The organism is Halovibrio salipaludis, from assembly GCF_002286965.1.
Classification (GTDB): Bacteria; Pseudomonadota; Gammaproteobacteria; order Pseudomonadales; family Oleiphilaceae; genus Halospina; species Halospina salipaludis.
Map to the genome: position 1 here is coordinate 113,993 of NZ_NSKD01000002.1, position 13,885 is coordinate 127,877.

At 61.5% G+C, this 13,885-nt stretch carries 9 protein-coding genes; 6 read left to right on the forward strand and 3 right to left on the reverse strand.

The genetic code is table 11. The annotated features are described in order from the left end of the window. Positions 1 to 2: 2 nt before the first annotated feature. Entirely contained in the window at positions 3 to 2,711 is a 2,709-nt protein-coding gene (locus CK501_RS05305) for a LuxR C-terminal-related transcriptional regulator (RefSeq protein ID WP_095616709.1), read from the reverse strand. A 174-nt stretch (positions 2,712 to 2,885) separates the two neighbouring features. Here CK501_RS05305 and cysB point away from each other — a divergent pair, with 174 nt between their 5' ends. Then, complete coding sequence (gene cysB / locus CK501_RS05310; RefSeq protein ID WP_095616710.1) at positions 2,886 to 3,860, forward strand: HTH-type transcriptional regulator CysB; 975 nt, start codon at positions 2,886 to 2,888, stop codon at positions 3,858 to 3,860. A gap of 7 nt (positions 3,861 to 3,867) precedes the next feature. Here cysB and CK501_RS05315 read toward each other — a convergent pair whose 3' ends face one another. Beyond that, positions 3,868 to 4,596: a phosphoadenylyl-sulfate reductase gene (locus CK501_RS05315; protein WP_198949409.1), complete on the reverse strand. Its 729-nt coding sequence runs from the start codon at positions 4,594 to 4,596 to the stop codon at positions 3,868 to 3,870. Positions 4,597 to 4,746: 150 nt separating this feature from the next. Here CK501_RS05315 and thrH point away from each other — a divergent pair, with 150 nt between their 5' ends. Beyond that, entirely contained in the window at positions 4,747 to 5,355 is a 609-nt protein-coding gene (gene thrH / locus CK501_RS05320; RefSeq protein WP_095616712.1) for a bifunctional phosphoserine phosphatase/homoserine phosphotransferase ThrH, read from the forward strand. 18 nt (positions 5,356 to 5,373) lie between these two features. Here the strand turns inward: thrH and pabB are convergent, their stop codons facing one another. Then, positions 5,374 to 6,681: an aminodeoxychorismate synthase component I gene (gene pabB, locus CK501_RS05325; RefSeq protein WP_198949410.1), complete on the reverse strand. Its 1,308-nt coding sequence runs from the start codon at positions 6,679 to 6,681 to the stop codon at positions 5,374 to 5,376. A 130-nt stretch (positions 6,682 to 6,811) separates the two neighbouring features. Here pabB and CK501_RS05330 point away from each other — a divergent pair, with 130 nt between their 5' ends. The 4 genes from CK501_RS05330 to CK501_RS05345 all read left to right on the forward strand — a co-directional run bounded on the left by CK501_RS05330 (position 6,812) and on the right by CK501_RS05345 (position 13,879). Beyond that, complete coding sequence (locus tag CK501_RS05330; RefSeq protein ID WP_095616713.1) at positions 6,812 to 7,465, forward strand: hypothetical protein; 654 nt, start codon at positions 6,812 to 6,814, stop codon at positions 7,463 to 7,465. Positions 7,466 to 7,709: 244 nt separating this feature from the next. Next, a complete protein-coding gene (locus CK501_RS05335) occupies positions 7,710 to 8,702 on the forward strand; it encodes a DUF6160 family protein (RefSeq protein ID WP_095616714.1) in 993 nt (330 codons plus the stop codon). 430 nt (positions 8,703 to 9,132) lie between these two features. Then, entirely contained in the window at positions 9,133 to 10,848 is a 1,716-nt protein-coding gene (locus CK501_RS05340) for an acylphosphatase (protein WP_158223051.1), read from the forward strand. 22 nt (positions 10,849 to 10,870) lie between these two features. Then, positions 10,871 to 13,879, forward strand: coding sequence for a pyridoxal phosphate-dependent decarboxylase family protein (locus tag CK501_RS05345; protein WP_095616716.1), 3,009 nt, complete (start codon positions 10,871 to 10,873; stop codon positions 13,877 to 13,879). Positions 13,880 to 13,885: the final 6 nt, after the last annotated feature.

Consider the following 13,885-nt stretch of genomic DNA (forward strand, 5'->3'; position numbering starts at 1 on the left):
GGCTAATCGACCAGCCCAAGTTCCCGGGCACGGGCCAGTGCCCCGGTCCGGCTGCTTGCCCCCAGTTTGCCGTACAGATTGCGGATATGGGCCTTGACCGTGGTCTGCGCCACGGACATGCGCTGGGCGATCTCCTTGTTGGCATGACCGGCATGGATCAGTGTCAGGACCTCGATCTCGCGTTGGCTCAGGGGCTCCAGGAGTGCGTCGGTGCTTCCCGTGGCCGGTGCTGGTTCTGATTCTGTCCGGGCGGGCGCGGATTCCGCTTCCAGCAGTGGGTCCAGTTCGCGCAGGAAAGCCAGCGGCAGGCCATGGTGGGGCATACGCCGGTACAGCGCGGCCAGCGCCGGTCCTTCCTCGACAAAGAGTCGCAGGAAACGTTCCCGGGAGGCCAGCTCCAGTGCGCGGTGCAGCATGACGGCGGCCTGTTCCCCGCGGTCGAGGTGATCCAGGCAGACCGCGTATACCGCGAGCAGTTCAATCAGGTGCTTGATGTGGCGCCCTTTCTCTGTGGACAGCCGCAGTGGCGCCAGGATGTTGATCGCCTCCTCGGCCTGACCGTCCGCGAGCAGCAACCGCGCCAGCCCGATGCGGGCCTGCTCCCGGTTGATGGGGTTGCGGTAGTTGTGATTCTCAAGCCGCTCCCGCCAGGCCTGTGCGCCGGTGCGGTCGCCCAGCGCCAGGTGGCAGCGCACATGCAGTGCTTCCAGGCACGGGGGCTCGAACAGGATGGCATCGCGTTTCTGGTCCTGGACACGCTCCGCGTCCTCCAGGTATTCCATGGCGTTCTGGTACTGGCCCCGGGAGAAGGCAAGGTGCGCCCGGGTGTACTGGATCACCACGTGCTGGCCGGGCTCGCTGCCCGTCTCCAGGTGTGGCAGCAGCGGGTTCATGTGGGTATCCGCCAGGGTGAGGTCGTTCTTCTCCCGGTGGATCTGGACCATGGCGCTGTTCTGCCAGCAGGAGACCAGCCGGGGCTGCTGGGGATCCGTGTGATGGGAGTTCACCCATTCGCGCACGCTGGTCCCCACGTCCAGTGCCCGGTCCATCTCACCCTGGTAGAACAGGATCCACGCCAGCAGCCCGCCGCTGGAGAGGGTGGTGGCGTGTTTCTTTTCCCGGCGCCCGTGCTCCACCGCGGATTCCAGTGCATGGGTGGCACTGGCCAGATCCCCGTTGGCGTAGCAGTCCAGTCCGATGCCGTAGTAGGTCACGGACTTGAGGGGGATATTGGTGTGGTCGATATCCTTCAGAACCTGCTGGGTCAGGTGCTGGGCACTGGAGTGGTCGCTGCGGGTGCGTGCCATGTAGGAACGGATCAGCGCGATCTCGTTGTGCAGCGCCAGCGCCACGTCGGCGTTATCGTCGGAATTGGCCACGCGGATGTCCAGCGCGTCTTCCAGCTGCTCCAGCAGGGGCTCGATGTTGTTGAGCCGGTTCAGGAAGAACAGTGCCCAGATCTGGAGCATCATCAGGCGTGGATTGCGGGTGGTCCGTTCCTCCGGCAGGTACTGCAGCCACTTGTGGACCAGCTCATGGAAGCCGGTGTGGATCAGGTTGTTGCCGTACTGTTCCAGCACCTGTTCCAGCCAGTCCCAGTCCTCCAGCTGAAGCAGCTGTACGATCGCCTCCTGCAGGTAATCCTCGTTCAGCAGCCAGCGGATGGCCCGGGCCTGCAGTTCCCGGTACGCCTCCGGCTCGGTCTGGCTGAAGCGCTGGGCCAGGGCCTCGCGGAACAGGTCGTGATAGCGGAACCACTGGTCGCGGGTATCCAGGGGAATGATGAACAGGTTCGCGTGGACCAGCTGTTCCAGGACCGCCTGGCTGTCGTCGCGTTCCAGGATGCTGTTGCACAGGTCCGCGCTCAGGCGCCGGCAGACGCTGGTTCGCAGCAGGAAATCCCGCACATCCGGTCTCTGCTGATCCAGTATTTCGGTCAGTATGTAATCACTGATCTGGCGGCTGTGATCGCCCTCACTGAGTACGGCCCGGGACAGGCTGCTGGAGCTCATGCTCTTGCCGGACAGCGCCGTGAGCTGCATGGCCGCAGCCCACCCCTCGGTCCGCTGCCATATGGCGCGGACCTTCTCGTCGTCCAGGGCCAGCCCCATATAGTGATTGAAGAAGGCGCTGCATTCGGATTCGGAAAAGGCGAGGTCACTGGCGTGCAGGCCCTCCATCCAGCCCTTGACCCGCCACCGGGACAGCGGCAGGGCCGGTTCCGTGCGTGACAGCAGAACCAGGTGCAGCGCGGGTGGGGCGTGATCCACAAGGAAGGTGATCTGGCGCTGGATGTCGGGGTCCTGGATCAGGTGATAGTCGTCCAGTATCAGGTCGGCGTGCTCGACTGACTGGTCGATGAGCGTGTTGATGAAGGCGGTCAGGGCACCCTCTATGTGCTCCGCACCCGGAGTGTCCAGATAATGGTGAATGGCTGCCTGGTGCCCCAGGATGGTGTTTTCCAGGGCGCCGATGACATAGGACCAGAAACGGCGAGGTTCGTCGTCCTGTTCATCCAGGGACAGCCAGGCAACCGGCTGCTCATGGGCCGCGCACCACTGGTTCACCAGTGTGGTCTTGCCATACCCGGCCGGGGCCGTGATGGCGGTCAGGCGCCGTGCCGCATCGGGTTGAAGCCGTTCCAGGAGACGGGGACGGGCGATGGCACGGGGGTCCGCTGCCGGGCGCATGAATTTTGTGGCCAGTAACATCGGCAAGTCCCTGATCCCGTTCCTGTGCTCAGCTTCGCATTGTCGGGGCTGGAGGTTGCATGTTCAAGGTGCTTCGTGATTCGTGCGCTGGCCAGGGGCTGGGACAGGCTGCGGAAAAAATGGAATAATACGCTATATTCTTATATCAACGTAAAAGCACTGGAGTCACCGGGCATGAAGCTGCAGCAACTGCGTTATATCTGGGAAGTGGCCCATCATGACCTGAACGTTTCCGCCACCGCTGCCGAACTGTTCACCTCGCAGCCCGGGATCTCCAAGCAGATACGCATGCTGGAAGATGAGCTCGGGGTTGAGATCTTTGCGCGCTCTGGTAAGCACCTGACCCGGATCACCCCCGCGGGGGAGAGCATCATCCGTGAGGCGGGCGAAATCCTGCGCCGCGCCGATGGCATCAAGCGCATTGCCCAGGAGTTCAGTGACCAGAGCCGGGGTGAGCTGCGGATCGCAACCACCCACACCCAGGCGCGGTATGCGCTGCCCAAGCTGATCCGTGAGTTCATGACTGAATACCCGGAAGTGACCCTGCACATGAACCAGGGTACGCCCTGGCAGATCTCCGAGATGGCGGCCAACGGCGTGGTGGACTTCGCGATCTGCACCGAGGCCCTGGACCAGTTCCATGACCTGATCATGATGCCGGGTTACCGCTGGAATCGCTGCGCCGTGGTGCCGAAGGACCATCCACTGGCGGCTCTCAGGACCCTGACCCTGGAAGAGCTGGCGAAGTACCCGCTGGTGACCTATGTGCAGGGATTCACCGGCCGGTCACGGTTGGATCAGGCCTTTGAGAGCGAGGGGCTGACGCCCAAGGTTGTGTTCACGGCTTCGGATGCGGACGTGATCAAGACCTACGTGCGCCTGGGCCTGGGCGTGGGAATTGTGGCGCACATGGCTCACGACCCGGAGGTGGATACGGACCTGGTGGCACTGGATGCCCAGCACCTTTTCGAGCCGAGCATCACCCGCATCGCCTTCCGCAAGGGGACCTTCCTGCGTGCCTACATGGTTGATTTCATCCAGCGGTTCGCGCCCCACCTGAGTCGGGATCTCATTGAGGCCGCCGCCCAGAGGACCTCCCAGGTGGAGCTGGATGAACTCTTTGAGAATGTGGTGCTGCCCAGCTACTGAGTGGGGGTCACTCAGCGCTGGAACTGGCGATCATGTTGCCGGAATGCAGACCACATTCCTTCTTGGTGGCTTCTTCCCACCACCAGCGGCCCTCGCGTTCGTGCTGGCCCGGGAGTATCGGCCGGGTGCAGGGCTCACAGCCAATGCTCACAAAGCCACGGTCGTGCAGCTCGTTATAGGGTACTTCCATGGCACGGATGTAGTCCCAGACATCCTTTGAGGACCAGTTGGCCATGGGATTGAACTTCACCAGCGGCCCATTACGCCCCTCGAAGGCCGTATCCTGCTGGACCACGGGCACATCGTTGCGGGTATCGGGGCTCTGGTCCTTGCGCTGTCCGGTGATCCACGCATCGAGGCCCGACAGCTTGCGCCGCAGCGGTTCGACCTTGCGGATGCCGCAGCACTCCTCGTGGCCGTCCTCGTAGAAGCTGAACAGGCCCTTGCTGTTGACCAGGTCCTGGACCGCCTGCGCGTCCGGGAACAGGATCTCCAGGTCGAGATCGTACGCCTGCCGCACCTTTTCCACGAACCGGTAGGTTTCCGGGTGCAGGCGGCCGGTGTCCAGGGTAAAGACACTGAAGGGCTTTTTAAGGCTGTGGGCCATGGCGATCAGGGCCACGTCCTCGGCGCCGCTGAAGGAGATCGCGATGTGGTCGAACTGCTCCAGTGCGGTTTTGATGATTTTCCGGGGCGAGGCGTCCGCCAGCTCGCTGTTGAGACTGTCGATGTCCATCAATGGGATTCCGTGATCGGCGGTGAATTCATCACTCTCAATTCTAACATCCGGGACGCGTTATTACCCGTGCATTCGGTTCAGGCTTTATTTATGATGACGCTCCCAAAAAGACAATACTGGCAAGGGCACAGGGTAAAAGGAGGCGTCGTGGAGCTGGCCTGTCTGGATCTGGAAGGGGTTCTGATCCCGGAAATATGGATTGCGTTTGCCGAGAAAACCGGGATACCGGAACTCAAGGCCACGACGCGGGACGTGCCGGACTATGACCAGTTGATGCAGCAGCGGCTGGCGCTGCTGGACCAGCATGGCTACGGCCTTCCGGAGATCCGGGAAGTCATTGGTGAGCTGGAGCCCCTTCCCGGCGCCCGTGAATTCCTGGACTGGCTGCGCCGCAATTTCCAGGTTGTGATCCTCTCCGATACCTTCTACGAATTCGCCATGCCCCTGATGGAGAAGCTCAGCTACCCGACGCTGCTCTGCCACCGGCTGAGCGTGGGCGAAGACGGCACCATTCTGGACTACCATCTGCGCCAGCCGGACCCCAAGCGCCAGGCCGTGCGCGCCTTCCAGCTTCTCAACATGAGGTGCATCGCAACCGGCGACTCCTACAACGACACCACCATGCTGGCCCAGGCTGAAGCCGGTATCCTGTTCCACGCGCCCGAGAACGTCATCCGCGAGTTTCCCCAGTTTCCGGCCGTGCATGACTATGAAACCCTCAGGCAGGCCTTCCTCAACGCCAGCCAGGCCCTGTAGGAGCGCGCAAGCGCGCTCCTACGTCATCGCTTCAAGCACGTCCATGAACAGCCGTATCTTGGTAATCGACTCCTGATATTCCGCCTCGGGCTCTGAGTCCGCCACGATGCCACCCCCACCGAAACAGGTGATCTCCCCGTCACGGCATTCCAGGGTCCGGATCGCGATGGTGCTGTCGAAGCCGTTGCATGGCGTCCAGTGGAAGAAACTGCCGCAGTAGACGCCGCGGGGCTCCTCCTCCAGTTCCCGGATGACCTCCATGGCGCGGCGTTTCGGGGCACCGGTGATGGACCCGCCGGGGAAGGCGTTCAGCAGCAGATCCAGGGGAGACAGGCCGGGCGCCAGCTCCCCGGTGATGCAGGAGACCAGGTGGTGCACATTGGCGAAGGTTTCCAGGGCGAAAAGCGGTTCGGCCCGGACTGAGCCAATGCGGCAGCAGCGGCCCAGGTCATTGCGCAGAAGGTCCACGATCATCAGGTTCTCGGCCCTGTCCTTGGGGCTTTTCAGGAGCGCATCCGCCAGCTTCCGGTCCTCCTCGGGGGTGCTGCCACGCGCACGGGTGCCCTTGATGGGACGGGTCTCCACCTGGCCCCGTTGCACCCTCAGGAACCGTTCCGGGGAGAGACTCAGGATGCGGTTGACGCCGGTGTCGAAGTAGGCCGAGCAGGGGCCGGGGTTGGCCCTGTGGAGTGCCTGGAAGGCGTGGATGGGGTGGCCCTCATAGTGTGCCCGAAACGGTTGGGCGTAGTTGACCTGGTAGACGTCCCCGGCGTGGATATAGTCATGGATCCGCCGGATGCGCTCCATGTAGTCCGCGCGGGACTGGAGCGCTGCAAACCCCGATGTCAGGTGGAAACGGGCTTTCTGCGTGGGGCGGTGTGCACCGGTGAGCGCGTTCAGGCGCCCGTGGATGTATTGCCGGCGCCCTGGTGGGCAGTCCTGGTGGATGCGCAGCTCCAGTGCGCCGGTTTCCGGGCGATACAGGATCAGCCAGTCGTACTCGTTGACCTGGATGAGCGGGCTCGGCGAGGGCCTGCGCGTTGGCAGTTCCATTTCCCCGTCGCCATAGCTCACGAATCCCAGCTTCAGTGGCAGCCAGCCGTAGCCATCGTCGGGCGCACGTCGAGCCCGCTGGCTGAGCCCGGCGGTGTGGTCGGCGCACCGGTAACAGGTCTCACGGAACCGGGGCAGGGCCGTCATGACCCGTATCGGCGCGGGCTCATGCGTTGCGCCGGGCACATCAAACAGGCAGAAGCCGGGCTCGTCCGCAAGGGACTGTGCCAGCTCCGACCAGCTCAGCTGTGAGAGGACGTGCGTCGATTCCATGGCGATTCCAGTGAAAAGCATCACAGTTTAACCGTTCAATGCTCGGGATGTGACCCCGTGAACGTCGCGTCCGCGGTGCTGTGAGGCACAATTGGGCCGATTGGTACGGCTAACGCCTGGAGGTTATATCATGTTTCGAACGCTGCTCTGTGCTCTCATCATCTGTGCCCTGGTTCCCACCGCTGCGCTGGGCCAGGAGGGCGGAGAGGCCCTGGAGGAGAAGGGAGCCAAGGAAATGGCGTTTGGCCAGCTTTCGGAAAAGCAGCAGAAGCTGGTTGTCGGAATGCTTAAAAAGCTCTTCAAGGAAGGCAAGGTCAAGGCTCAGGAAAGCATCCGGGAGGATGGGAGTTTTGTGCCCTATGGCTACGTCTCGAACCATCAGGGCGAAGGCCAGTTCCTGCATATCAACCCGGAGCAGAAGATGCAGGCTGAAGTGGCGGCCCATGCCGTCCAGAAGACGATCATCACCAACGCGCTCCGGGGTAATCTGGCGGCCAGTGGTCTCTTCATGACCATGGCGCTGCCGGAGGGAGTCAAGGAGAAAACCCAGAAGCAGCTGAAGGAATCCATCAAGGGGGACCGCGGTATCGATGACGTGCGGTTCCTGATGGTTGAGCTGCAGCATCTCGGCGGCCTTGGTCTGCTCATGTCCGTGCCTTACTGGCAGAACAGTGAGGACGAATGGGTCTTCGGGGAGCCCGTGTCCCAGCAGATCAAGCCGGAACTCCAGATGGCGGTCAAGCAGATGATGCGCAAGGCGGCCCAGCAGCAGAGCAATGGGTAAACAGTCCTTTCCGGAATACGATCAGGTCAGTATGGCGGCCACCCTCGGGTGGCCGTTTTCGTTAAATATCTGACCGAATGTTAATAGAATCACAATTCAGGCCTTCCTCCTGCCATTGGTCATCACCTGTGAACCTGTTCACTCTATGATCCGATTGTCTGACCTAGAATCACAATTGCCCGGTCAGAAATGACCGGCAATAAAAATAAACGAAGCAATCAAAGAATCTCTAAGGAGAACAATCATGAAAGGCCTGAATAAACTTGCACTGGCAACAGCCGTTGCCGCAGCACCGTTCGCCGCACAGGCGGAACTCACGGCCATGTCCGATCAGGCGATGGGCGACACCACTGGCCAGGCCGGTGTAACCATCGAGCTGAGCACCCAGGTCAGCATGGATCAGATCGAATACAGCCAGAGCACTGACACCGACGCTACAGGCTCCCTGCTGGTCAACAACCTGTCCATCGGCGGCATGGACTCCGGTGGTCCCTTCGGTGAAGGGCTTGACGTAGCAATCAATGTTGACCTGCCCAGTGGCGCGGCCGAAGAAGACAGCCTGACTGATTTCGGATCCAAGGCGGGTACACCCCTTGGCGGTGATGACCTGACCCTGAACGATGGTGATGCCCTGATTTCCGTGCAGAGCTATCAGGTTGACGGGGACGGCGATTCGGTGCCGGTGGACATGAACCTCAACATCGGTGGCACTGATAACAATGCCCTCCAGCTTGAGTCCTCTGATGGCGATTCCTCGGCTACGCTGGTTTCCTCCATTGATATGGATGTGTTCCTGAGCCAGCTGGACATCATTGCTCGCACTGACAATGTGGTTGGTGGCGACAGTTCGTCCGGTTCCCTGGAAATTGAAGCAGGGTTCGCCATTGATAACCTGGATGCCGAGTTTGACGTGGCCGCTGTTGGCCTGGAAGGCATGCGCATGGCAGGCGCCGGTTCCCTTTCCATCCTGAAAGGCGCAGGCCAGGGCAACGGTGACGTGCTGGGCGGTGGCGCTGCTGTCGTCAGCATGGACATTGGCCAGGGTGAGGCACTCAGTGGGACTGATACTGCCAACGGCGAGACGCTCCGTGTCAACCTGGACAACTTCCAGGCTGACGTCTGGATGCCGACCATCAATGTTGGTGGCGGTGACGGCACCACTGCCAGCATCGGCTCTGTTGGGATCAGCAACCTGCAGGTCAGCAACACCGAAATGGCCATCTACGGTCGCGAATAAAACGACCTGTGAAACTGAAAAAGCCACCCTCCGGGGTGGCTTTTCTGTTTGGAGGCGTCTCCTGTAACCATCCATAAGGCCGTTTTGGGAATTCAACCTCATCAAACCCCGCGCCTGTTGGGTAAAGTCCGTGATTAGGGCATCGCGAAGGCACCGGGGCTGACGATGGTGATTCGGTGCGGCTGGTATTGGAGTTCTGAACATGGCACGCAAGCAGAAAAAACAGACTGTTGGTAAGAGCCGGAAGCCGTACACTAAAGCGTCACGTGTCGGCAGGAATGGACGTATTGCGGAACCGTCGGCTCTCTCGGAAGCCCGGTCCAGGCTCCGGAATGCATCCAGTGCGGCCGAAGTGACGGTGGCGGCCAGACAGATACTCGCAATCGACCCGGCGGAGCCCGAAGGGTGGCGCTGGTTGGGGGAAGCCCAGTTGAGCAACCAGAAACTGGATGATGCCGTTATCAGCTATTCCCGGGCGTCCCGCAGCGATCCGAATAACGAAACCCTTCTCGAACGGTATGTCGGCCTTACCCTTCGGCAGGGGAATTACCTGGATGCTCTCAATGCAACCCGTCATTGGGTGACCATCGCGGATAATAAGCCACTGACAGCGATCAAGCTCCTGTCAGGGCTCTATGGGTTCCTCGGCAAGGAAGAACTCAGCTGCCAGTGGGGTCTTCAGGCTGCCCTCCGGCAGCCGGTGGCCAGGGCGCCGTCTTCCGGAGAGGAACGATTGCGGATACTGGTGCTGGGGACAGTCGGCTGTGCCCCCTATCACTACGAGCCAGCAAGCGGGCAGCTCACCGTCAGCGAGGGGCATAACAACCTGATGCATATGATGGACACGGGCGCGGCTACGCTGAGCTCCCTCAGTGTGGATGTGATCGATGACTGTCCTGAGGTGCTGGATGACCTGCCTGACGTTGACGTGGTTTACAACAGCATTACCGATGCGGGCCGCTGCCAGGAAGGCCTCAGGAATGCGAGCAGGGTATGCCGGAAACTCAGTGCGCCGGTAATCAATGCGCCCGCGGAGGTGCTGCGTACCACGCGGGAGGAGAATGCGCAGAGGTTGGGACAGTGTGAAGGCATCCTCATGCCGCGGAGCGTTTCCCTGGGGCGTGTCCAGGGAGATATCAGTGACCGGGTCCAGGATGCCATCAGGGAGAATGGGCTCCGGGCCCCGATCATTGTTCGGCCATCGGGCTACCAGAACGGCAAGCACATGTACCGTATCGATGAGCCTGACTCCACGCCGGTCAGGATCACGGACGAAGCCGAGGTCTACGTTCTCCAGTACCACGATGTAACCTTCACGGACCCGCGTGCCAAAGGCCATCGCTTTCATCCCAAGTACCGCGCCTTTATGGTCGATGGAAAGCTTTACCCGGCCCATATGCGGATGGGGTATGACGGGGACTGGAACGTTCACGGGGAAGAAACCCGCAAAGCCTTCCGCAGGTTCCCCTGGCTCTATGACATGGAGCAGGATTACATCGAGAATCCCGCCGAACAGTTTGAGACGGGTGTCTGGGAGAACCTGGAGCAGGCGCTCCGAACGCTGGATCTGGATTATTTCGGGGTCGACTTCGCGGTCTGCACGGAAGCGGAAAACCAGGGGAAGGTCGTCATCTTCGAGACCAATGCCAGCATGCGAAGCTTCCTGCGCCAGACCTACCAGAACACACCCGAGAATGACGCGGCGTTGGAGATCATCCTCGCTGCACACCGGATGTTCTGCGCCCGTGCCGGCGTTCCGGAGTGGGAGTTCAACCCACCGAAAGGGCTTGAAGGGCCCGCTCAGGAGCATGGCTTTGAGGCGGACCCGGCCAATCCCGCTGCCAGGCATGTGCTTTTCAGTGGTGACCTCCAGGGTCACGGTTTCCGGGAGTGGCTGCGCCAGGAACTGCACAAACACAACCTGAAAGGCTGGCTCAGGGACCTCTCCGACGGTCGGGTGGAAGTCGTTGTGGCGGGAGCCGACGCGGCCGTGAATCATCTTCTTTCAGACCCCAGAGGGCCGGAAAAAGCCACCATCGAGAATGTGAAGGCTGTCGACTGGAAGGGGATGGTCCCACAGAAAATCCGGGTCCGGGATACGGTCGCGGAGCCTGAGAGAGTGACTGCTGAGACGGCAGAGGCGTAGCGGCGCGCTGTGCGGGGTAATCATGGCGAATCTTGATCCGGACGACGTCGGCTCCCTCAGCCGGTTCTTCCACGAAGCGCTGGAAGCCGGCCTGGACCATTACCGGGGACTGGAAGAGGCGCCGGTCTGGCAGCCGGCCCCCGAGAAAGCGGTGCACGCCTTTACAGGACCGGCGCCAAGACAGGGCCAGCCTGTTGATCAGCTCCTGGATCATTTCAGGAATCATCTGATCCCCTATACCAACGGGAACCTTCATCCCGGTTTTTTCGGCTGGGTGCATGGGGGCGGCAATCTCTATGGCGCCCTGGGTGAGCTCTGCGCCGCCCTGCTGAACAATAACCTCGGGGGCCGGAACCATATTGCCCATGCGGTTGAGGGCCAGGTGGTCCAGTGGAGCCGTGAACTGTTCGGGTTTCCGCAGCAGAGTTCCGGGCTTCTGGTCAGTGGAACCTCGATGGCCTCGGTCATCGCACTTGCCGTCGCCCGGCAATGGGCTCTTGGAGAAGAGGTCAAAAGGCAGGGGGTCCAGGGAAAAGGCCCGGTTCTGGTTGGCTATTGCTCAACGCAGACGCATGGGGCGCTGGTGAAGGCCTTCCAGTTGCTCGGTCTGGGCAGCGAGTCATTGAGACGGGTACCCGTCCAGGATGACCACTCCCTTGATACCGGGGCGCTGCGTGAATCCATCCGGAATGATCGGCGTGCCGGCCTGAAACCCTTTGCGGTTATCGGGACGGTCTGCACCGTGAACACCGGCGCCATTGATGACCTTGCCGGGATCGCGGATATCTGCGAAGAGGAACAACTCTGGTTCCACGTGGATGCCGCGTTCGGTGCCGCACTGGCGCTGCTTGAGGAGTACGCGGACGATCTGGCCGGTCTCGACCGGGCGGACTCGGTGGGCTTTGACTTCCACAAATGGTTCCAGGTGCCTTACGCAGTCGGAGGTGTGCTCGTGCGCGATGCCCAGGCGCACCGGAGTACGTTCTCGGAGCCTGTCGAGTATCTCGAAACCCAGCCCATCGGTCTCGAAGCAGGTGCGCCCTGGCCCTGTGACCTGGGGCCTGAGCTGTCACGTGGCTTTCTGGCCCTGAAGGTCTGGTTCACCTTCCAGGGGGTAGGGCTTGAAAGCATGGCGGCCAGTGTCAGAAAGCACTGTTGCCTGGCACGCGAGCTGGCAATCCGTGTCAGCGCCGCTGAGGACCTGGAATGCCTGGCGCCGGTCAGCAGCAATATCGTCTGCCTGCGGTATCGGCCTTCTTCAGATCATGCCACCGGGGTCTGTTCAGAGCATTATCTGGATGCGCTCAACCGGGCTATCGTGACGCAGCTGCAGCTTCAGGGGGTCTCGGCGCCCTCCACCACAACACTCAATGGATGCCTCGCAATCCGCGTGGCCATTGTGAACCACAGAACGGAGTGGAAGCATCTTGAGCAGCTGCTCCACCATACCCGGCGCATCGGTGAGTGCCTGGATCAGCACTACCCGACGCTGCTGAACCCGACGCACTGGCACTTCATGCAGGGGGGTGACGGCCGGCTCATCGTGGATCCGGTGACCGGGCTTAACCGCTACGGCTGTTCACCAGCTCCCCGGGACCATGCCTTCACATTCGCCTCATCGACGGCCTCCTCGGTTTCCCGTCAGGCCTACGAAGCGGCCGACCACTACCGACAGCAGCTGCTGCACGATCTGCTTGCCGGTGGTCCGACAGAGGTTGTTCCGGATTACTTCCGTAAGCTTGAGCATCAGCTGATGGATCTCCTGGGGCTGAACGACCTTGAAGCGTCGGCCTTTCTCGTACCTTCCGGGACCGATGCCCAGCTGCTGTCGGTGGGTGTAACCGCCAGTGATCCGTCCGCTTCCTGGGTCAGTGTTGTCTGTGGCGCGGATGAAACAGGGTCCGGAACCCCGGAGTCAGTGACCGGCCGGCATTTCGACGGCGAGACCTGTCTGGGCGTACCCGTTACCCGGGGCGAACGACTGGCCGGCATGGCCCCCATTGGTTACCGGCCAATTGACATCCATGACGAGGCCGGTCGTGTTCGATCCCCCAGGGAAATGGATGCGGCCATCGAGGATTGTGTGGCCTCACTGGTCAGCGAGGGCCATTCGGTCATCCTGCACGCGATGGAGCAGTCCAAGCTGGGCCGGTGGTGTCCGTCACGGGAGGTCATGGACCGTCTCAGACAACGCTTTGACGGCCGTCTTCAGATCATTGTGGATGCCTGTCAGTTGCGGACGGATCCAGAGGATCTGCGGACCCATCTGGAGAAGGGCGATATTCTGCTGCTGACCGGCTCAAAATTCTTTACCGGCCCGCCGTTCAGTGGCGCTGCCATTTTTCCCACCCAGGTGGGGCGACGGCTGGCCCATGACAGGAGGGCTCTGCCTGAAGGGCTTTCTGATTACATAACGTCTGACGCCCTGGGGGCCTGGCAGTCCATGGTGGCTGGCGCCCGGCCGGCTCTTCAGGCGGGGGTTATGCTGCGGTGGCGCGCGGCGCTGGCTGAAATTGAGCGCTATTACGCTGTACCGGAACACATCAGGGTTGATGGGCTGAACCGGTTCAGCGAACAGGTGGTGAGCCTTCTCCGCGAGCATCCACTGGTTGAGCCCCTCTTTGCACCGGATGAGGACTGGTGGGCACGGAATGATTTTGCGGGGCAGGAGCTGTCGAACCGGCGCAGCATATTTCCGTTCCTGGTGAAGTCCTCACAGGGAGGTGGCTATCTGGATGCGGGCCAGACCAGGAGACTGTATGAGCTCCTGAATCAGGAGCTGGACAGGGACAGCCTGGAGCCACTTGGTGAGGCTATGCGCAGGGCCGCAGGGCAGTGCTGTCATATCGGCCAGCCGGTTCCGTTGAAGGGGATCAGCAGCGCCGCCCTGCGGATCAGCATGGGCGCGCGGATCATTTCGGACAGTTATGCGGCCGGAGGGTCCTTCGAGGATCATCTGGAAGGAGAAGTGCGTCAGATCCGGATGATCCTCGACAAGATCGAACTGTGCGTCAGCCAGTCCCTTCTCTGAAGCGCC

Bases quoted from the DNA above. Each gene is read 5' to 3' on its own strand.
- CK501_RS05335 (WP_095616714.1), top strand. From the start codon at position 7,710: ATGAAAGGCCTGAATAAACTTGCACTGGCAACAGCCGTTGCCGCAGCA.
- CK501_RS05315 (WP_198949409.1), bottom strand. From the start codon at position 4,596: ATGGACATCGACAGTCTCAACAGCGAGCTGGCGGACGCCTCGCCCCGG.
- pabB (WP_198949410.1), bottom strand. From the start codon at position 6,681: ATGGAATCGACGCACGTCCTCTCACAGCTGAGCTGGTCGGAGCTGGCA.
- cysB (WP_095616710.1), top strand. From the start codon at position 2,886: ATGAAGCTGCAGCAACTGCGTTATATCTGGGAAGTGGCCCATCATGAC.
- CK501_RS05305 (WP_095616709.1), bottom strand. From the start codon at position 2,711: ATGTTACTGGCCACAAAATTCATGCGCCCGGCAGCGGACCCCCGTGCC.
- CK501_RS05345 (WP_095616716.1), top strand. From the start codon at position 10,871: ATGGCGAATCTTGATCCGGACGACGTCGGCTCCCTCAGCCGGTTCTTC.
- CK501_RS05330 (WP_095616713.1), top strand. From the start codon at position 6,812: ATGTTTCGAACGCTGCTCTGTGCTCTCATCATCTGTGCCCTGGTTCCC.